The 17,389-nt window shown below is 72.6% G+C and carries 23 protein-coding genes; all 23 read right to left on the bottom strand.

Going from position 1 to position 17,389, the window contains the following annotated elements; genetic code table 11:
* Window positions 1–82: 82 nt before the first annotated feature.
* Window positions 83–280, bottom strand: coding sequence for a hypothetical protein (locus ACFV5N_RS00855; protein ID WP_385592301.1), 198 nt, complete (start codon window positions 278–280; stop codon window positions 83–85).
* 40 nt (window positions 281–320) lie between these two features.
* Window positions 321–986, bottom strand: coding sequence for a hypothetical protein (locus tag ACFV5N_RS00850; protein WP_385592300.1), 666 nt, complete (start codon window positions 984–986; stop codon window positions 321–323).
* On the bottom strand, window positions 914–2,458 hold the full coding sequence (locus tag ACFV5N_RS00845; RefSeq protein ID WP_385592298.1) for an NUDIX domain-containing protein: 1,545 nt from the start codon (window positions 2,456–2,458) through the stop codon (window positions 914–916). The genes ACFV5N_RS00850 and ACFV5N_RS00845 overlap by 73 nt, the downstream gene beginning before the upstream one ends.
* Window positions 2,455–3,534: a phage minor head protein gene (locus tag ACFV5N_RS00840; protein ID WP_385592296.1), complete on the bottom strand. Its 1,080-nt coding sequence runs from the start codon at window positions 3,532–3,534 to the stop codon at window positions 2,455–2,457. Before ACFV5N_RS00840 ends, ACFV5N_RS00845 begins: the two co-directional genes overlap by 4 nt.
* Window positions 3,535–3,539: 5 nt before the next feature.
* Window positions 3,540–5,063, bottom strand: coding sequence for a hypothetical protein (locus ACFV5N_RS00835; protein WP_385592295.1), 1,524 nt, complete (start codon window positions 5,061–5,063; stop codon window positions 3,540–3,542).
* 17 nt (window positions 5,064–5,080) lie between these two features.
* Window positions 5,081–5,476, bottom strand: coding sequence for a DUF1360 domain-containing protein (locus tag ACFV5N_RS00830; RefSeq protein ID WP_385592293.1), 396 nt, complete (start codon window positions 5,474–5,476; stop codon window positions 5,081–5,083).
* Between the two features lie 42 nt (window positions 5,477–5,518).
* Window positions 5,519–7,051 carry a terminase large subunit domain-containing protein gene (locus tag ACFV5N_RS00825; protein ID WP_385592291.1) on the bottom strand — a complete coding sequence of 511 codons (1,533 nt, stop codon included), beginning with the start codon at window positions 7,049–7,051 and terminating at the stop codon, window positions 5,519–5,521.
* 53 nt (window positions 7,052–7,104) lie between these two features.
* The gene (locus tag ACFV5N_RS00820; protein WP_385592290.1) at window positions 7,105–7,611 is read right to left on the bottom strand and encodes a hypothetical protein; all 507 of its coding nucleotides are present in this window, start codon (window positions 7,609–7,611) and stop codon (window positions 7,105–7,107) included.
* Between the two features lie 306 nt (window positions 7,612–7,917).
* Entirely contained in the window at window positions 7,918–8,511 is a 594-nt protein-coding gene (locus tag ACFV5N_RS00815) for a hypothetical protein (RefSeq protein ID WP_385592289.1), read from the bottom strand.
* 119 nt (window positions 8,512–8,630) lie between these two features.
* Window positions 8,631–8,924: a hypothetical protein gene (locus tag ACFV5N_RS00810; protein WP_385592287.1), complete on the bottom strand. Its 294-nt coding sequence runs from the start codon at window positions 8,922–8,924 to the stop codon at window positions 8,631–8,633.
* Window positions 8,925–9,048: 124 nt separating this feature from the next.
* A complete protein-coding gene (locus ACFV5N_RS00805) occupies window positions 9,049–9,204 on the bottom strand; it encodes a hypothetical protein (protein ID WP_385592285.1) in 156 nt (51 codons plus the stop codon).
* 273 nt (window positions 9,205–9,477) lie between these two features.
* On the bottom strand, window positions 9,478–9,879 hold the full coding sequence (locus tag ACFV5N_RS00800) for a hypothetical protein (RefSeq protein WP_385592283.1): 402 nt from the start codon (window positions 9,877–9,879) through the stop codon (window positions 9,478–9,480).
* Between the two features lie 92 nt (window positions 9,880–9,971).
* Entirely contained in the window at window positions 9,972–10,967 is a 996-nt protein-coding gene (locus tag ACFV5N_RS00795; protein ID WP_385592281.1) for a hypothetical protein, read from the bottom strand.
* Window positions 10,967–11,479 (bottom strand): hypothetical protein, encoded by a 513-nt coding sequence (locus tag ACFV5N_RS00790; RefSeq protein WP_385592280.1) that lies wholly within the window; start codon window positions 11,477–11,479, stop codon window positions 10,967–10,969. Before ACFV5N_RS00790 ends, ACFV5N_RS00795 begins: the two co-directional genes overlap by 1 nt.
* On the bottom strand, window positions 11,476–12,189 hold the full coding sequence (locus tag ACFV5N_RS00785) for a hypothetical protein (RefSeq protein ID WP_385592278.1): 714 nt from the start codon (window positions 12,187–12,189) through the stop codon (window positions 11,476–11,478). The genes ACFV5N_RS00790 and ACFV5N_RS00785 overlap by 4 nt, the downstream gene beginning before the upstream one ends.
* Window positions 12,186–12,440 (bottom strand): hypothetical protein, encoded by a 255-nt coding sequence (locus tag ACFV5N_RS00780; protein ID WP_385592277.1) that lies wholly within the window; start codon window positions 12,438–12,440, stop codon window positions 12,186–12,188. The genes ACFV5N_RS00785 and ACFV5N_RS00780 overlap by 4 nt, the downstream gene beginning before the upstream one ends.
* Window positions 12,440–13,537: a hypothetical protein gene (locus tag ACFV5N_RS00775; RefSeq protein ID WP_385592275.1), complete on the bottom strand. Its 1,098-nt coding sequence runs from the start codon at window positions 13,535–13,537 to the stop codon at window positions 12,440–12,442. The genes ACFV5N_RS00780 and ACFV5N_RS00775 overlap by 1 nt, the downstream gene beginning before the upstream one ends.
* Before the next feature lie 259 nt (window positions 13,538–13,796).
* The gene (locus ACFV5N_RS00770; RefSeq protein WP_385592273.1) at window positions 13,797–13,922 is read right to left on the bottom strand and encodes a hypothetical protein; all 126 of its coding nucleotides are present in this window, start codon (window positions 13,920–13,922) and stop codon (window positions 13,797–13,799) included.
* Complete coding sequence (locus tag ACFV5N_RS00765) at window positions 13,919–14,308, bottom strand: hypothetical protein (RefSeq protein ID WP_385592271.1); 390 nt, start codon at window positions 14,306–14,308, stop codon at window positions 13,919–13,921. The genes ACFV5N_RS00770 and ACFV5N_RS00765 overlap by 4 nt, the downstream gene beginning before the upstream one ends.
* Window positions 14,305–14,442 (bottom strand): hypothetical protein, encoded by a 138-nt coding sequence (locus tag ACFV5N_RS00760; protein ID WP_385592270.1) that lies wholly within the window; start codon window positions 14,440–14,442, stop codon window positions 14,305–14,307. Before ACFV5N_RS00760 ends, ACFV5N_RS00765 begins: the two co-directional genes overlap by 4 nt.
* Window positions 14,443–14,685: 243 nt before the next feature.
* Window positions 14,686–14,889: a helix-turn-helix domain-containing protein gene (locus tag ACFV5N_RS00755; protein ID WP_385592268.1), complete on the bottom strand. Its 204-nt coding sequence runs from the start codon at window positions 14,887–14,889 to the stop codon at window positions 14,686–14,688.
* A gap of 120 nt (window positions 14,890–15,009) precedes the next feature.
* Window positions 15,010–15,768: a GntR family transcriptional regulator gene (locus ACFV5N_RS00750; protein WP_385592266.1), complete on the bottom strand. Its 759-nt coding sequence runs from the start codon at window positions 15,766–15,768 to the stop codon at window positions 15,010–15,012.
* A gap of 871 nt (window positions 15,769–16,639) precedes the next feature.
* Window positions 16,640–17,275, bottom strand: a complete 636-nt coding sequence (locus ACFV5N_RS00745; protein WP_385592264.1) for a hypothetical protein — start codon at window positions 17,273–17,275, stop codon at window positions 16,640–16,642.
* Window positions 17,276–17,389: the final 114 nt, after the last annotated feature.

Raw genomic sequence — 17,389 nt, 5'->3', positions numbered from 1 at the left:
GCAGTGTCAGGGTATATGCGTGTACGCGCTGGTCACTCGGCCGCGGCGACAGCGGCCCGCACGGCGGCCGGGTGGCGGTCGATCATGCGATGGGTGCTCCCGTCCGGGTGTCGACCTTCACGACGGTGCCGCCGAGCGCGGTCTTGGCACGCTCGGCGCGGGCCTCGTCCAGGTAGTCGACCGAGCCACCGGACGGCTGGTAGTGCCGCCACGCGACGGGCTGGCCGCTGGCGGACAGGGGGCGGGCGGCGCTCCGGCCGCCGCAGCTGCTGCATCCCATAGGGGTCTCCTCATCTCTCCTGCGTCCGCAGGGGCTTGTGTCAGGACGCGCGGGCGCGCGCCCGCTTCGCTTCCCACGAGGCGACGGCTGCACACGCCTTGGCGCGGGTGTCGGCCTGCACGTTGCCGCCGCCCCGGCACCAGCGTTTGACCGCGTTGACGGCGATCGCGATGGCGTGGGACTCGGTGCGGCCCTCCCGCATCAGGTGGTCCGCGATCCGGCGGATGTAGCGCGGCAAGCCGCCCACGTCGTCCACCCAGTTCAGGGCCGCGAGGGCCTCGGGGTCCGGCTCGATGCCGTCCAGGGGCGGTAGGTCGTCCTCCTGGTCGGCCGGGCCAGCGGCGGACGCGGCCAGGGCGAGGATCCGGGGCGAGCGGATCGACCGGGCGGCCTGCCACGCCTGGAGGCGCCGCCCGGCGTCGAGTGCGGCCGTCACGCGCGCGGTCTGCTGACTGCTGGGCAGCGCCCCGGCAGCGATCAGCGCGTACTCCTCCCGGTCACCGGACGGTCCCGACGGCACGGGGAATCCCTCGGTGTTGACGGCGAGCGCGGCCACCAGCTCCATCGCCCCGCCCTCGCTGCGCCAGTCGCCGGAGAACCTGGACAGGGACAGCCGCATCCGCTGCTCGTCCGTCAGCCACGGCAGGACGGCCCCGGCCAGCCAGATGCCGTGCGCGTCCTCACCGGCGCGGACAACAGCGGCCATGGTGCCGGTGTCGTCGTAGTGCCGCGCGGCCTGCTGCCGGCCGAGCTGGAGGCCGGCGTGCCCGGTGTCCATGGTGATGAGGCCGACATCGACCAGGCCGTCAGCGGTCGCCAGCGGCCGGGAGTTGAACGCGGCGTATCCGGTGCTGGAGCGGGGCGCGGTGATGTCGCGCCCGGGGTAGGAGCGGTGGGGGACGTGCCACGCTGCGAGGTGCCCGGAGACACGCCCGTCGTCGTCCACGGTGATGGGCTGCGGTCCCGGCAGCTGCGGGTCCGCGAACCACGCGGCGGGCGGGGTCCAGCCGTCCAGCCGGGCCGCCGCCGCTGTGAGGGCACCGCCCAGCTCACCATCGGGCACGTCGTCGCCCGGGCCGTCGTCCGGCTCCTTGGTGATGCTGGCCTCGGCGATGAGGTGCCATGGGGTGGCGCGTACCTCTTCGCGGAGAGCTGGCATGTCGGGCAGCTCGGCCGGATCCCACCAGGCGACGACCTCGATGTGGTCGCCGTCGGGATCGTCGGGGTTGAGGACCTGCCGTCGTGGTCCAGGTTGATGTCGATCGTGTCCTCGGTCGGGACGACCGCCACGAAGCCCGCGTACACCCCGTTTTCCGACAGCCACTCGGCGACGATCGGCAGGTCCTCCGGCAGGGTCGCGCCGGTCTCCTCCTGCCACTCGCGGAGCGCCGCGTGCAGCGGCTCCTCGCCCTCCTCGGTCTCGATGCCGCCGCCGGGGAACTCCCATGTCCCGCGCGCCGGGTCGTCTTCGTCGTCCAGGGACCGCTGGAGCATCAGCACACGGCCGGTGTCCGCCGCTTTGATGACGAGGCCGGCCGCGACCGGCTCCTGGCCGTCGCTCTCGTCGTCCTCTGCCAGCTCTGCGGCGGCGGTCAGCTCGACCTCCACGGGCACCGGCGCGGCCTCCGGCTCCGGGGCGGCCACAGCCTCGTCAACGTCGATGTGGGCGTTGGGGAAAGCGGGGTGTGCGAGGAGCGTGGCGCCCATGATGCGCCAGCGAGTCCACAGCTGGCCGGCGGGCACGGTGCCGTCGAACGTCTCGGTGTCGAGGATGTCCCCGTCGGGGCCGATCGGTACGTCGCGGGCCTCCACGTCGTCGACGTCGGCGCTGACGAACCTCATGAATTTCTCGCGGATCTTCCGGGCCAGCTCGGGGCCGCGCGGGTCCTGCATGTCGATGACGCCCCGGCCCATGATGGCGTCGCCGTCCTGCCACACCTCATCGAGGCGCATCAGGCCGACCTCGGCGCCGTCGTGGCCCTGCGCCAGGTGCCACTGCACGGCTACGGGCAGCGGCAGCGGCCGGACCGGCACCTCGCCGTCGAGCGCCGCGAGCTGCCGCCCGTCGGCCGACCAGGTGCCGGTCCAGGTGATGGGGCCGCTCCACGTGCCGTCGTCGGCGACCTCGATGGGGGACGCGGCGGCCGTCAGAGACTGCCAGTGCGTGCGCTGGGTCATCGTGCAGATCCTCCAGGTGAGAGGCGGTAGGTGGCGGTGCAGCGGCAGTTGACGGTCTCGCCGGGCGGAGCGAGCGGATCGCCCGGGTACTGGAGCCGGGCACCACCGGCATCGAACGGCTCGCTGACGGGCCGGGTCTGGCCGTGCGCGGCGGCGTGCGACGGCCGGGTGCGCCCGTCCCGGGTCGCCACCCAGGTCTTGGTCCAGATGCGGCCGGTGCGGTCCTGCTCGCTGATCGCCGCCGCGAGGCCGCCGGAGTTGAGGGCGGACATGGTCTCGGTGCGGGTCATCGTGCGCACCGAGCCGTCCCACTCCTCCAACGTGGCCTGCTGCGCGAGGCGGGCCCGCAACTCGGGCAGCTGCTCGCCGCGCGCCAGCCCGGTGCCGGCTGCTGCCCTCAGCCGGTCCCACACCCGGCGGGGCAGCCCGGACAGCCGCTCGACCAGCGCGGGGCGCAGGTCCTCGCTCGGGCCCCGCTCGGCCCCGGCGGGGGCGTCCGGCGCGGCCTGCCGGTAGGCGCGCTCCCAGATCCGGCGCTGCACCGGCGCGATCAGGCGCTCCACGATCCGGGCCCACACCGAGGCGTCGGGCCACGCCGACCAGTCCGGAGGCCCGGCCGGCTCCCCAGCGGCGGTGAGCGCGCCGAGGCCGAGGACACCGGCCCGGACGGCGTCCAGGTACTCGCCGACGGCCTCGCGCACCGCGGTGTACATCTCGGCCTCGGCGACGGCCTCGGGCCGCTCGGCGCGGCGGATCACTGTGTCGAGGTACTCGGTGCGGTGCTCCTCCCGGGCCAGGATCAGGGCCCGCACGTACTGGTCGACGGACTGGTGCAGCGCCACCTCGCCCGGCGTCGCCGCGGTGAACTCCCGGTAGGCGCCGTGCAGCATGCGGTCAAGGTTGCTGGGCTGCGCCAGCACGTGCACGTGGATGGAGTGCAGCGGCACGTGCCGGTACCGGCCGCGCAGGGGCCGGCCGCTGGAGTGCAGCAGCCACTGGCCGGCGCGCTCCAGCGCCCGGCGGGTCGCCATGTCCAGGCACGAGCGGCGCCAGTCCGCTGCGGCCTGCTCGGTCACGGCGGTCATGAGGCGGGCGGCCCGGGTCGGGACAGCTGCGGCTCAGCTGCCGGTGCGGCTGGGGCGGTTGTGGTGGTGCGGCGCGGCATGGCGGCGGCGGCCTCTGCGAGGCCCGGCACGGTGATGCCCAGCTCGGCGAGGATTGGGGGCGCCAGGTGGGGGTGCGCGAGAGCGATCCGCAGCAGCGTGCGCCGCTCCTGCTCGGCGTCGTCCGGCATGTCGTCGCGGGAGTAGCCGAGGGCCCGCAGGTACGAGATGTCGGAGAGCAGCCCACGCTCGTGCGCCTGCGCGGCCTCCAGCCCGTTGTCGGGGCGGCGCTCCAGCGCCGCCGTGTTGTGCCAGATCACGTACTGCTCGGGTCGGTCCACGCCGAGGGCGCGCAGAGACGGCCGGTACCAGCGAGATGTGAGCGCCTGGCACAGCAGCCCCAGCTTGGGTCGGATGTGCAACTTGATGCCGCTGGCCTCGATCAGCCAAGCGCCCCAGTGGTTGATGTCGCCCATGCCCAGCAACTGCTCCGGCGGCATGTCCATCCCGACGGCGACGCGGCGGATCGCGGACTCCCGCAGCGGCAGCACCTGAGTGTCCAGCTCGGTGGCGAACGTGAGGTGCTCCACCTTGTCCTTGACGTCACCGGGGGCGGTGAGCAGCAGCGGCACGATGCTCGCAGCCGAGTCGCGGTCTTTGAGCGGTGTGGCCATGGCCTCCAGCAGCACCTGGGCGAGGGCCCCACCGTGCGCCGGGTTGACTCCCTCGGACTGCCCCATCTTGGCAGGCACCACGTCCTGCGACGCCAGCAGCAGACCGGCGCCCGCCAGGCGCGAGTCCGTGGTGGCCATGACGTGACCGGACAGGCCCTGTAGCTCCCGGAGCGGGTCGAGGAGGGCCTGCATCGGGCTGTCGGGCCGGGCAGCCCACTGCGCGTGCGGATGCCAGATCCGGATCACCGATGCAGAGTCCAGGTGCAGCCTGATCTGCGCGCCCGGGATCTCCTGGCTGGCGAGGTGGATTCGGCCGCCCCCGCCCGACTGGATCTCGCTGGGGGAGGCGACGACCCACCGGCGGCCCAGCTGCTCGTCGTCGTACCCCACGAGGTACATCTCACCGGGGACATCGAGCAGGATGGACATCCGCCGCAGCATCTCGGACTGCCCGTCCTGGCCGCCGGCCAGCTCGTTCAGCGGCGCGAGGAGCTGCGCCACCAGCTCCTGGTCCTCGTCCTCGTCCTGCGCGTCGATCGGCGCCGGCTCCGAGCTGCCGTCCGGGTCGACGCGCCCGACGTACAGCCGGGCCCGCGAGCAGGCGTTGCTCGCCCACCGGGTGCCGGACTTGATCTCGCTGACCCGGTCGTACAAGTCCCACGCCTCGGCCTGCCACGGCTGGCGCTGGCCGAGGACGGTGCGGACCTGCCTGCGGGACACGAGCGCGGCTGAGGCGAGCAGCGCGCCGTCGACCTCGTGCCGCTGCACGGCGCCGTCGCCGGGGTCGATGGGCGGGCGGGGGCGGGATCGCCTCCAGGGCCAGGCCATGGTGCTCCTCTCCCCGCTCAGCGGCGACGGTCGGTGATGACGTGCTGGTGCGTCACCTGGAGCGGCGCTACCTCGTGCTGCCGGACCGGCGGCGGCGCGTCCAGCCACTGCGCGGCGATCGACACGAGCCACGAGGCGGTGAGGGCGGCGGCGACGTACAGGTAGAGGCGGGTGTCCCCGGCCAGCCAGTGCGCGGCGCCGACGCCGGCCGTGACCCAGATCGACGCGCACCACGTACAGGTGATCAGCTTGCTGACCCACGCCCAGGTGCCGCCGCGGGTGCTGCCCCGCGTGGTGATGGCGTCCCGGATCGGCGCGGTGATGGTGTCGTCCACGACGAGGCGCGTCAGCCGGGCGGCGGCGCCGACGCTGAGGACGCCGGTGACGATGAGGTAGATGTCTGCGGTGCTCACAGACGGCAGGGTATGTGCGTGTACGCGCAGCCCTTCGGGCGTCTATCGCAGCCGCACGGCGCCGAGGCCGCCGCCCGAGCGGCCTGAACTGGCGGCCTGCGACAGGGAGATGCCAGCGGGGGAGCTGATGGCCTGTGCGGTGGACGGGGGCCGCAGCAGCCCGTAGGCGAGGTACACGGAGGCGTCGATCCGGCCGGGGGAGGCGGCGCCGGGCTGCCACGTCGCCCACTCCTGCTCCAGCTCGACGAGCGGACCGCCAGCCCCGGCGGTCCGCACTCGGTCCTCCTGCCACTGCTGCGCGATCGGCTCAGCGCGCAGGAGCTTGCCGGTGCGCGCGGTGACGGGCTGCACGTAGGGCGGCAGCAGGTCGGAGGGGATGGTGCCCTCGCGCTGGAGCGCGTCCCACGCGGTGCGGATCGCGAGGGTGGTCATGTCGCCGCCGTAGTTGCGCTCCACGTAGATGATCTGCGCCCCGGTCTCCGCAGCGAGCGCGCAGGCGGCGCGGGACCACGCATCGGACGACATGACGCCGGTCCGGTCGTGCGTGAGGTACAGCCGCTCATCGGCGCCGAGGTAGCCGGCCACGACGCCGGCGGTGTCCCGGCCGCCGCCGGACGGGTCCACGGCCACAGCGCGGCGCTGCGCCCCGGCCGGGCTGGAGCAGCGTCGGGCCATCAGCAGGTCGTAGGACAGCAGCGCGCCCTCGGCTGGCTGCGGATCGCCCTGGTACAGGGCGCCCCAGTCGCGCGGCGTGGACGTGCGGCGCTTGTCCGCCCAGTGCGCGGCGAGCGCCGCCTGGTCTCCGTCGTCGATCGCCGGGTGGGTGAGCGGCGCGCCCAGGGCACGGCCGAGAGGGTCGGGGCCATGCCGGCCGGTGTGGATGGCCTCCAGGTGCACGACGCGCCACCGGCCGCCGTCCTCGACGCGTCCCTCCTGGGCGAGGACTCTCCCGGCGAGGTCGTCCTGGTGCCAGCGGGTGAGCACCATGACCACGGGCACGCCCGGCCGGAGGCGGCTCAAGAACACGGATGACCACCAGTCCCACACCCGGTCGCGCATGAGCGGGCTCTCGGCCTCCTGGCGGTCCTTGTGCGGGTCATCGACAATGCCCACGCCGGTGGTCGGGAAGCCGGTCAGCGAGCCGCCAACCCCTGCGGCCCGGACGCCGCCGCCGGTCGTGAGCGACCAGTCGTAGATCGCGGAGTCACCGGGCTGGAGCCGCAGGCTGAACTCGCGCCCATGCTCGCCCACCCAGCGGCGCACCGTGCGCGACTTCTTGAGCGCGAGGCTCGCGGCGTAGGAGGTGATGGCGACGCGGTCGCGGGGCCGTCGGGCGAGCCACCACCACGGCAACAACTCGCTGACGAGCGTCGACTTGCCGACCTGCGGCGGCGTGACGATCAGCAACCGGTCGCGCTCTGGGCCGAGTTCGGCGAGGTGCGAGGCGATCAGACGGTGGTGAGCGCGGATCCGGAACGCGCCCGGATCGTGGCGGTGCAGGTACAGGCCCATGGTGGCCGGGTCCCGCATCGCGGCCAGGCGCCGCAGCTCGGCGTCCAACTCGGCGTCGGACATGTCCGCGACGCTGTCCGGACAGCCGGACACCCTGTCCGCCCTGGTCAGAGCGCTCACGACTCGCCCTCTCCGGACTCGTCCGGGCGCGGTCCGGACAGCAGCGCCTCGTCGTCCAGCGGCCCGCCGCCGGCCTCCGCGCGGCGCATCAGCTCGGCGGCGACGGCGGCGAGCCGCTGCTGCCGCTCCGCCTCGGTGCCGGGCGGCTCGTGGATCGTCACCTCGGCGCGTTGCGGGGAGTCCAGGCCGAGCAGGCGGGTACGGCGGTCGATCGCCCCGAGGATGGCCTGCGCAGCCCGGTGGTCGCCCATTGCCAGGGCGGGCGCCATGGAGCGGATCACCCAGTCCAGGCGCTCCAGCTCGGCCTGGGCCAGCTCGTCGCGGTCCGCGGCCTGCTCCTCCAACGCCGCGCGCATCGCGCGGCTGAACGCCTTGTGGGCACCGGCACGGTCGGCGTACTTGAGCTCCCGCGCGATCGCGTCGAATGAGTGCCCCTGGAGCCGGAGTTCGACCACGCGCACCTCGCGGGCCAGCGCTCTGTCGCGCTGCGCCTTGCTGGCCATGTCGCCCCCTCCCTCCCTCCCTGCGGGTGTCCTGATCAGCAGGGTATGGGCGTGTACGAGGCGGGGGTGCCTGCCCCGCACGGGGGGCGGCGGGGCAGGCTCGCGAGGGGTGGGTGCCTCCGGGCGCGATACGCAGAGTGTAGCGACCGTCACAGGCCAGTGGGCCCGGACAGACTTCTCCCGTCCGGGCCCACTGCGCGCACGAGATCCGCGGTCTCGGCGCGTGCACGACGTCTCGCAGCGGCCGGGACGGGCCGGTCAGTGGGGCCCGTCCGCCTGCGGCGGCGTGTGGTGCTGAGCGTAGCGCTACGGGGCGGCGATCGTCCCGGACCAGGTCGGGGTCTCCGACGGCAGCGTCCCGGTGACCCGCAGGACAGCGATCGCGACGTCCCGGCCCTGCTCGGCCTCGTCGATCGTCCACGCCATGGTGAGGTCGGTCTCTGCGCCGGGTGCGAGTCGGCCGGACGGCAGCTCGGTCACGCCGTCGAGGTGGATGCCCATGAGCATGCCGCCGGCGGTGATGCCGTCTGCGGTGATGGACAGCTCGCCGAGGTCGGCCGGCTCCTGGCCGCCGTTGACGAGGGTCAACGTCGCGGTGAATGCGATCTCGCCGTCCGGCACGAAGTCGTATTCGCCGGTCGGGGTGTGCTCGGTGAGCTGGCCGATCGTCAGCGCCAGGCCGTCGTCCCAGGTGTAGGTGTCGCCGGGGGAGAGGTCTCCGGCGGCGGCGCCGTCCGGCTGGGCGCTGTCGTCGGCCGTCTCGGTCTGGGGGTCCGAGCCGGCGTCCGCGTCCTGCGCCGCGGGCGGGTTGTCGGCGGTGTCGTCGTCGCTGTTGGAGGAGCAGCCGGCGAGGAGTACGGCGGCGGCCAGGCCGAGGGCGGCGGCGCGGTGTCTGGTCATCGTGGGATATCCCCCTGCTGAGGTGGGCTGAGACGGTATGTGCAGGGGGATCGTGCCCGATCGTGCGCGGAGCGTGGGCGTATATGAGCCGGGCGTGACCGGCGTGTGACCTGGGGTGGTCAGGCGGCGTCTACGAGCAGCTCGGTGCGCACGATGGGCGCTCCGGTCTTGGTGTCGCGGCCGATGGCCTGGGTGGAGCGGACGACCGTCAGGGTCTCGCCGTGGACCTCGATGTCTTCCCCGTCGACGGGGGAGGGGAGCGGGCCGGCGCTCCGCATGGTCGCGAGGTGGATGGGGGCGCCCTTCTTGGGCTGGTGGAGCAGCGTCAGTACGTAGGTGGGCGTCTCGCTGGGCTTCTTCGGGAACTTCGCCTCCAGGTCGCGGACCTGGGTGATCTCGATCGGCAGACTCATCGCGCTGTCCTCTCGTAGGGTGCCGCCCGCTCCGGGCGGCCGTGGGGACCGTACCGCCGTGTACGGGGCGCGAAGAAGGGCCCGCATGGTGCGGGCCCCTCATCGGCTCAGGTCTGCCGGGCTGTCAGCGCGCCTCGCTGGAGGCGCCGCTGTCGAGGGCCTGCCCGAGGCGCTGCCCGTCCAGCAGCTGCTCGACGACGTGCCCGGTCTGGGGGTCAACGTCGTGCGCGGCCTCCAGCAGTCGGCTGGCGTCTTCGGCGGACATCACGTCTTTGGGCATTGCAATCTCCTCTTCGGTGTTGATGCTCACCGCCCCCTCTGCTGCTCCTTGGGGCATGCCCACCGTCCCGCGCTGTCACGCACCGTGGGGCTGCCGCAGCTGCCGCAGGTGGGGGCGCGGCCGACGATGATGGGTGCTGCCATGATGGGCTGTCCTGCTCTCTGTACGGCGGTACTGGGCGGGGCTCCGGGGCGGGCGGCAGCTTGCAGGCACCCGCCCGCCCCGGGCGACTAGTTGGCGGTGGACGAGACGATGACCGTCCCCGCCGGCGCCTCAGCTCGCACTCGGGCCTCGGCGGTGTCCCGCGCCTGCTGGGCGGTCATTCCTGTCTGCTGCTGGATCATTCCGGCCCAGCCGGCTTCGGTGCCGTCCGGGCGGTACGCGATATCCGAGCGCGCGGGTCACGGCCACCGTGCCGGCGACCTGCCCGAGCGTGTATCCGGCGACGTGTCGGGCCGCGGCCCGACGCCCGCACGCGGACGCCGTCATCGTCGGCCGGCTCTCCTCACCTGTGGCCGGCGTGCCGTCGGCGTGCACCAGCTGGCGGCCGTGCAGGCCCTTGAGGCGTGCGTCCTCGCCGCGCTGCGCCCAGTGGTCCATCAGGGGGTGCAGCGCGCCGAACGTGGTGTTGAGGAGGGCGCCGAGCGCGAGACGCTCCAGGGCCCTGGGGGTCATGATCTGCTCCGATCTGTGGGCTCTACATGAGCGTCTACGAGCGGGACGGGCGGGTGTGCACGCTCGATTGCACGGGGTGAGTGAGGTCGGTCTCAGAGCCGCACGAGGCCGCTGCTGAAGTCCGGGCTGGCACCCCTCCCGGGGCCGCTCTCGGACGTCCGAGAGTGCCTCTCTCGGCCACTCTCGGCCCCTCTCGGGTCCCGAGATTTCCGCAGGTCAGGCCGCCCGAGAGTGGCCCGAGAGTGGTCAGGAGAGGGGGCACTCTCGGTGGGGGCGGGGAGCGCCTGGAGCAGCTCCCGCAGAGCCTCCTCGACGTCCCCTCGGTGGACCCCCGTGCGGCCGTCTACGCCCCGCGCTGACATGCGGTCACGGATGGGGATCTGGTGATGGTCGAGCATGGCCCGCAGAGCCGGGTTGGTGAGGCTGCTCTCCGGGGTGTCTGAGGGGAGCGCTTCGGCCAGCAGGGGGTATAGGTCCCGGAGGTGGATACCGTTGTCGTCGCCGATGGTGTCGCGGAGCCAGCGCAGCAGCTCCTCGCGGGGGCTCATCTCGCGGTCCCCCGGCGTCTCGATGTCGTCGTCGACCGGGCGCTGCTCCTGGTCCTCGTCGGGGGCGCCGGCCACCCAGGCGGCGATGCCGCACAGCAGGGACAGCACGACCCCGATCCAGGGCCAGGCGACGAAGACGCGGAAAGCGGCATATGCGAGGCCGAGGAGCAGCGCGACGCGAAGGGTAATTTCAAAGGCACGCTCGGCCTTGGTCTCGTCGGGGTCTTTCTTGGTGTCGCCTTCTCCCCCGTCGCTCGCTGCATTGGCCGGAGACGCGATTCCCTCAGACTTGGAATTCGCGACATCTCCCGAGGATTTGCTTTCGCTCTTCTTGCCGCGCTTCCTCTTGCCTTCCTTTGCCTCCTCCGCTTCCGGCTTTGGCTCGCACCGGGCCCAGCGGATAACGGCTCGGCGCAACTTGCGCGTGATGATTTCGCCGCCCACCGTGATGCGCACGGAAATGGCAGTGACGAGCTTCCGCTGGAAAGCGAATGCCGTGACGAGCGCGACGACTACGAGGAGCAGTCCGATGGTGGTCATTACGCTCCGTTCAGCCAGTCATCGAGGGGCTGACCGGAGTCGTTCAGCCAGCTGTACAGGTGGTCGTTGAGGAATTCGGCGCCACCGGCTGAGAATGCGAGCGCGGCCCCGGCAACGGGGAGGAGAACGTTCCTCGCCATGCGCAGCATGTCCCCCGACTTCTTGGCCAGGTAGATGTTGATGGCAAAGGCGGCCAGGAGCACCACGAGGATGATGGCCGCGCCGCCGGTCAACTGCTGGGTGGACGCTGTGGCGATGTCGCCGTCGAGTGCGCCGGTTCCACCAGCTGCGATGCGGCCGGCCTGGTTGGTGCCCTGCGCTGCAACGCCAGCGGCCAGGCCGAGGAGACCGCCGGTGCAGACTGTGAAGAGGGCGCCGACGGACAGCAGAGCGGCGATCCCGAGCGCCTTCGTGATCTTGTGGTTGTCCTTGACCCACCAAAGGATCAGGAAGACGGTGATGATCCCGAGGGCGACGGCGCCGCCGCCGTAGGTCAGCTGGTCGGTGGTCACTGTGCTACTCCGGTGAGGACCTGGATGGGATCCCAGGGGTGGATGACGGACAGGGCGCCGACCGCCACAGTGGCGACGACAAATCGGGTGAGCAGGACGCGGGGCCACTCCATGCGGACGATCTCGACGTCCCGCATGCACCAGGCCCACGCAGAGGCGACGACGATGGCGGCGATGGCGGCGGCGTAGCCCCAATCGGCGCCCGCTGCCCCCCGGATCCGCAGGAGAAGAGAGCCCCAGATCGCCGCAGCGCCGTAGCCGACCTCGGGGATCGGCACGAACGCCAGCCCGATCCCAGCGAGGGTGCTGACCGGGTGCGTCCGGGTCTTGACCCAGGTCTTGAACCTCTGCCAGTTCGTGGGCGGCGGCGGGGGGTCCTCCCAGCGCAGCTCGATCGTCAGGTTCTCGGGGAGCACGACCGGCGCGACGACCTGCTGGGGCGGTGGCGGCGGGGGAGCCGGGGCGGGCGGGGTGTCGGGCACCCGCCAGGGCGGGAGGTCCGCCGTGCCGGGCGGGGCGACCGGACCCGGGTGGGGAGCCCGGGGCGGCTCGGTCGGGGCCGGCGGGATGAGGCGCCCCTCGACCGGGCCGCTGCTCGTCGTGGGGCCGGGCGGCAGGGCGGGCCGGGCGGCGTACTCCAGCGGGGTGGCGCCGGGGCCGTCGTACAGCTCGTCCAGCCAGTCCCCTGGCGGTTGCTGGTGGGTGGTCATCGGGGGCGTCCTCCGGGGTGTACGCCGCGGTCCCGGAGGACGCGGCCGAGAGCGATCTCGGTGTGGTCGGGGGCGGCCGGGTCGGCTGGGGCCGGGTTCTGGAGCCGGGTGATGTCCGGCGGCAGGGAGGGGAGCGGGCCGGGCGTGGTGGCCGGCGGGGGCGGTGGGGCTCCGGGGAGGAGCAGCCGCACGGTGGGCTGCTCCTCCGGGGCGCGGCGGCGCGTGAAGCGCGCGAGGAGTCGACGCCACATCAGGCGCTCCGCTGGAGGCGGCGCATGGTGCGGCTGACGCTGTCCGCCTTGGCGTCGTGCAGGCCGGCCTCCACGACCATGCGGTGCGCGGTGGTGGGGTCGGTGATGCCGGCCGCGAGGAGTTTGCGGAGGGCGGCGGTGAGGTTGCCCCGCTCGATCGGCACGACCTCGTACCGCTTCTGCTCCTGGTCCTGCTCGTCGTTCGCGGGCGGCTGGGTCGGCTGGGGCGGTGTGCTCGGCACGGCCGGCGGCTGGGGCACCTGCGGGGCGGGCACGGGGGGCACCGGTCCGGACAGTGCCGGGGCCGTGTCCGGACGCGTGTCCGCCGAGGTCAGCACCGGTGCAGCCGGGGCCTGTCCGGCGGTCGGGATCGGGCTGTCCGCCTGCCCGGACTGCATGCCCGGGAGCTGTCCGGGCGCGCCGAGGGCCAGCATCAGGGCACGCTCCTTGGCCTCCATCCGCGCCATGGTGCGGATGTGGCTGGCCATCGCCAGGCGGGCTCCGATCCTGCCGCTGCGGCCACGCATCCACTGCCGGTTCTCGGCGCTCAAGGGCATCGCGGTGTGGTGCATGAGCAGCATCCACAGAGCTTTCGAGATGACACAGATGAGGGCTCCGAGCGTCGCAATCCATGCGGAGTTGACCTTGCTCAGGCCGTGCACGATGACACCGGCGAAGGAGACGACAAGGAAGACGTTGCCTGCCCAGAAGGGGGCGCGACGCTTACGCTCGTCGTAGCGGGCAAGCCACTCCAGGCCGAGGCAGACCATCCACGAGAGGTCGTACCCGACAGCGACGCTGTAGGCGATGGGGGTCCACGTGAGGCCGCTGAGGAGTCCGCCGATGCTGGCGACGGACCAGATGAGCGTGACCGCGAGCATGACGTAGACCGCCGCGGTGATGAGGCGGAGGACGATCAGGTCCCAGTCCCGCGGGGGGATGGGGACACGCACGTCCTCGCGCGCATTGACCATCTCGAAGTGGACGCCGTCGGCGGAGTACGGCACCTGCCACTCGCGCCGCTCGGTGCGGTATCGCAGGTACGGGTTCTCGGCCGGCGCGGTGCCCGGCTGGGCGGGGGTCTGTCCGGGCTCCATCGGGCGCCCTTTCTGGTGCGTGGGTGGTCGGGTGGTGGCTCGTCGGCTCTGTGGACCGCACCCAGGCAGGGGAGGGGGCGGGGTGCGGCCTACACAGCTGGCGGGCGGGTGGCCGCCCGGCCCCGGTGGCGGGGCCGGACGGCTCGGGGGTGACTACTTCGCGCAGGTCGGGCAGGGCTTGATGCCCTTGCCGCCGGGGGCGACGACGGTCCCCCAGCCATCGCAGGTCCCGCAGGTCTTCGGGAACTGGTTCGCCATGTCAGTTGCCTCCGGTCTGTCGCTTGATGAGGTCGCCGTAGCGGCGGATGAGGGTCTCGGCGAGGGTCTGGCCCTCGCCGTTGCTCTGGCCGCCGGTGGCGGGCTTGGGCTGCTGCTGGGCGGTCACCGGGAGGCCCCCTTGGGTCCGGCGTCGCGGGCGACGGCGGCGGCGTCGAGCAGCAGCTGCTGCACGTCCTCGGGGGTGCGGCCGGTCTCCCGCTCCCACACCTCGTGCGAGGCGAGGCGGGCGCCGGTGCGGGCACGGAGGACGCTGGTGATGACGAGTCCGGCGACGAAGCGCGTGGACGCGGTCCCCCGTCCCCGCTCGGCGGCGGCCGTGAGCTGACCGAACAGCGAGGTGGTCATCCCGCTGGGGTGCCAGCCGACCTCGGCGATCCGCGCGCGGGCCGCGTCGAGGTGGCGGGCGACCTGCTCGCCGGTCACCTCGGCGCCGTAGGCGTGCCAGGTGATGGACTGCCGGGCGATGTCCCCGGCGCGGTCGATGGTGGTCATCGCCGGGCCCCCTGCGATGCGGCCGAGCCGGTGGACGACCCGCTGGCCTGGGCGTTGCGCACGCCGTCCTTGACGGCCTGGGGGTCGCGCTGCGGGGCGGCGTTGCGGTAGTCGCGCAGGTCCTGCTCAGCCACGGCGGCCACCCTTCTGCCGGGTGCCGGTGATGGTGTCGAGGACGCGCCCGAGGCGTGGGCCCAGGGGGCCGGGGACCAGGTGGTGCCGCCGGCGGGGGGGGCCCCGCCCGGGGGGGGTCTGGGTGGACTGACTAAGCTCCACCACGATCACTCCTTGTTCACGCTGGATGGGGTTGTTGATCACCGGCCCCGGTAGGCGTAGCCGCGCCTCCGGGGCCGCTCCCTTTCCCGGGAGCTGGCCGGTCAGCTGGTGGGGATGACCTGGCACTTCTCGCGGTAAGCCGCGTAGTCGGTGGGGTCGATCCGGTACATGCCGCCCGGTTTCACGGCGGCCAGGTTGCCCCGCTGGATCTCACGGAGGACGGTGCGCCGGGAGATGCCCAGCAGCCCCGATACCTGCGTGACGGTCAGCGGGGTGTAGCTGACCGATCGCTCTCGGTAGGTCATGTAGGCCATCCTGGACAGGTATTGCGCAATAGTCAAGCCGTAGCGCAATAGTGTCCGGTAATCGGGCATGCGAAAAGGGCGGACCATGATGGTCCGCCCTCATCTGTGCAGGTCAGAGCATCAGTGCACCGGCAGCCGATACCTCAGCTCGTGCCGGTCGGCCCGCATCGTACTGACGTCCACGGCCACCGCCCGGCCCTCCTCCGCGTAGTACACGCGCACCTTGCAGAGAACCCGGTCGTCCGGCGTGATCCGCAGCCTCTCGCACGCCTCCGGCCCCGGCACCGGACTGGTGACGATCTCCTCGACCTCCACCGCCCGCAGGCCGCGCTCGGCGAGCACCGCCGGGAGACCGCCGCGCACCAGGCGCCGCTGCGCCAGGCCCGTGCCGGACGCGATGCCCAGCGGGTACCAGGAGTCCGCCAGTTCGACGACCTCGCCGTCCGCGATCATGTCCCGGCCGCGCAGTATCACCGGATCGCCAGGCTCCACGTCCAGGTGCTCCGCGATGTCCTCCGGCGCCGGCGCCTCGCCGACGTGCCCGAGGATCTGGTCTCCGCGCATGCCGAGGCTGGCCATGTGCTGCGCCCACGTCAGGCTCTGCCGGCCGTCGCCATCCTGGGCCAGATAGCTCGCAGAATGGCTGATAATGACCCGCTTCCCCAGGACGCGGGACCGCCGCCCCTGGCCGCTGTCCACGAGCCCTTCGCGCCGCAGGGCGCGCAGCGCGGCCTGCACCGTGACGACGGCGACGCCGTGTTCCTCGGTCAGTTGCTGCACGGTCGGCAGCTGGCTCCCCGCCGGGTAGGTGCCATCCTCGATCCGGCGGCGCAGGGTCGCGGCGAGGTCCTCGTAGCGTTTCACGTGGCGGTCATCCATCAGCCGCACCTCTCTCTCGTGAGTCAGAACTATTGCGCAATAGTCCTGGCTCACGAGAGTATCCGCTGCGCAGCGTCACGGATAGCTGCGTATCAGCCACCACATGGCCACAGCGGGTAGTGACAGGAGTGGCCGGATGTCGCCGCATGTCCCAACCTGCACGGGATGCTGCGCGGATGAGCATGAGCACATGGCTGCCACTGGCGACGGCTGCGGTGTCGACAATCCTCTCCGCGATCCTCGGGCGGAGCTGGGGGCGCCGGAGCACTCTGAAGCAGATCCGCGAGGAGGGCCTGCCTGATGGCCCTGCGCGGGATGTCCTGATGGAGCCGATGCACAGGCTTCATAGCCGGTTGGTTGTTCCGGGTGAGCGGAAGCGGCGGCGAGCTGCGGAGAAGCGGGATCGGGAGGAGGAGTTGTCCGCCGCTTGGTCGGAGGCGACCGAAGCCGCAGCAGATGCAAGGCGCGCCTGGGACGAGTTCTGCCCTGGGTGGAATCGGTTCGTCTGGGGATTGGGGTACTCCGCGGCTCTATCTGAGGCGAGGAGCGCTCTGCGCAAGGATCCTCCGAACGTGGATGAAGCCAGGCGCTTGATTGACCGCGTGGGGGAAGAGCTGGAGGCGGACGAGCGCAGGATCCGTTGCGTGTGCGGCACTGAGACGAAGTCGGTACTTGAGCGCCGTCTCGACAAGGATTTCGAGGAGTGGGAGAGGTGCGCAGCGCGACTGGGTCGGGCACTGGCGCGACTGTCCGCGCTCGATGGGCAGGATTGGCCTTTCGTGGCGTACCCCAATCCGATTGGAGTCGAGGGGCATCCCGTTGGGCCGGTCTGGCAGCGGCTCAGGGATGGAAGGCGGCCGGCAGATGCCGGCTAGACGTCGAGTGACGCCACAGAGACGAGGTCGGCCAGGTACCGGGTTGCGGTCAGGGCCATCTCGGCGGCGGCGGACGGGTCGCTGGTCAGGATGTCCTCGGCCTGGGCGAGGGCGAGGCATGCGGAGCCGGACGCCTGGGTGATGGCCTCGGCGACGATCTCGCTGGGGTGGGCGTCGTGGGCGTGGGCGAGCAGCTGCACGCGCTCCGCGGTGATGTCCGCCATCAGTTCCTCGGCGGCGGCGATGGGCGCCATCGCGGCGTCGTGCTCGGGGGTGATCTCGGGGACTCCGGCCGGCCATGCCACCGGTTCGCCGGCGGGCTCCGTGTCCAGGACGGCGGCGGCCTCGGCGAGGACTGCGCGCTCGGCGTGAGCGCGGAAGGTGTTCCGATCCTCGACGGCGGTCTCCTCCGGCCACCGTTCGCAGTCGGCGTTCCGGGCGTGGTCGAGGATTGCGGGGGCCCCGGAGGCCAGCAGGAGCAGTTCGCGGGCATTCACCTCGACGTCCTGGCCGGGGTTGCGGGCGATCGGGTCGTAGATCTCGCTGGCGGCCTGGGCGCAGCCGGCGATGAGCCGGGTGGCGGCGGCGATGAGCTGGGCGTGGCGGCGGCGCGCGGCGGGCGGGGTGTGCATGGGGCTCTCCTGCCGGGTTGATGTGGGAACGGTAGGCGAGGTTGTTGGCCGGGCGTAGGCGATCCGGACAAGCTGTCCGGGCTGTCCGGGCGTGGCGGCCGGACAGGGTTGTCC

Source organism: Streptomyces sp. NPDC059853, from assembly GCF_042731495.1.
GTDB lineage: Bacteria > Actinomycetota > Actinomycetes > Streptomycetales > Streptomycetaceae > Streptomyces.
This window is presented reverse-complemented; position numbering and strand designations above follow the sequence as displayed.

Bases quoted from the DNA above. Each gene is read 5' to 3' on its own strand.
- ACFV5N_RS00745 (WP_385592264.1), bottom strand. From the start codon at position 17,275: ATGCACACCCCGCCCGCCGCGCGCCGCCGCCACGCCCAGCTCATCGCC.
- ACFV5N_RS00820 (WP_385592290.1), bottom strand. From the start codon at position 7,611: ATGGCCAGCAAGGCGCAGCGCGACAGAGCGCTGGCCCGCGAGGTGCGC.
- ACFV5N_RS00825 (WP_385592291.1), bottom strand. From the start codon at position 7,051: ATGTCCGACGCCGAGTTGGACGCCGAGCTGCGGCGCCTGGCCGCGATG.
- ACFV5N_RS00780 (WP_385592277.1), bottom strand. From the start codon at position 12,440: ATGTGGCGTCGACTCCTCGCGCGCTTCACGCGCCGCCGCGCCCCGGAG.
- ACFV5N_RS00795 (WP_385592281.1), bottom strand. From the start codon at position 10,967: ATGACCACCATCGGACTGCTCCTCGTAGTCGTCGCGCTCGTCACGGCA.
- ACFV5N_RS00785 (WP_385592278.1), bottom strand. From the start codon at position 12,189: ATGACCACCCACCAGCAACCGCCAGGGGACTGGCTGGACGAGCTGTAC.
- ACFV5N_RS00800 (WP_385592283.1), bottom strand. From the start codon at position 9,879: ATGACCCCCAGGGCCCTGGAGCGTCTCGCGCTCGGCGCCCTCCTCAAC.
- ACFV5N_RS00815 (WP_385592289.1), bottom strand. From the start codon at position 8,511: ATGACCAGACACCGCGCCGCCGCCCTCGGCCTGGCCGCCGCCGTACTC.
- ACFV5N_RS00775 (WP_385592275.1), bottom strand. From the start codon at position 13,537: ATGGAGCCCGGACAGACCCCCGCCCAGCCGGGCACCGCGCCGGCCGAG.
- ACFV5N_RS00805 (WP_385592285.1), bottom strand. From the start codon at position 9,204: ATGCCCAAAGACGTGATGTCCGCCGAAGACGCCAGCCGACTGCTGGAG.
- ACFV5N_RS00765 (WP_385592271.1), bottom strand. From the start codon at position 14,308: ATGACCACCATCGACCGCGCCGGGGACATCGCCCGGCAGTCCATCACC.
- ACFV5N_RS00750 (WP_385592266.1), bottom strand. From the start codon at position 15,768: ATGGATGACCGCCACGTGAAACGCTACGAGGACCTCGCCGCGACCCTG.
- ACFV5N_RS00810 (WP_385592287.1), bottom strand. From the start codon at position 8,924: ATGAGTCTGCCGATCGAGATCACCCAGGTCCGCGACCTGGAGGCGAAG.
- ACFV5N_RS00755 (WP_385592268.1), bottom strand. From the start codon at position 14,889: ATGACCTACCGAGAGCGATCGGTCAGCTACACCCCGCTGACCGTCACG.
- ACFV5N_RS00845 (WP_385592298.1), bottom strand. From the start codon at position 2,458: ATGACCCAGCGCACGCACTGGCAGTCTCTGACGGCCGCCGCGTCCCCC.
- ACFV5N_RS00855 (WP_385592301.1), bottom strand. From the start codon at position 280: ATGGGATGCAGCAGCTGCGGCGGCCGGAGCGCCGCCCGCCCCCTGTCC.
- ACFV5N_RS00835 (WP_385592295.1), bottom strand. From the start codon at position 5,063: ATGGCCTGGCCCTGGAGGCGATCCCGCCCCCGCCCGCCCATCGACCCC.
- ACFV5N_RS00850 (WP_385592300.1), bottom strand. From the start codon at position 986: ATGGCCGCTGTTGTCCGCGCCGGTGAGGACGCGCACGGCATCTGGCTG.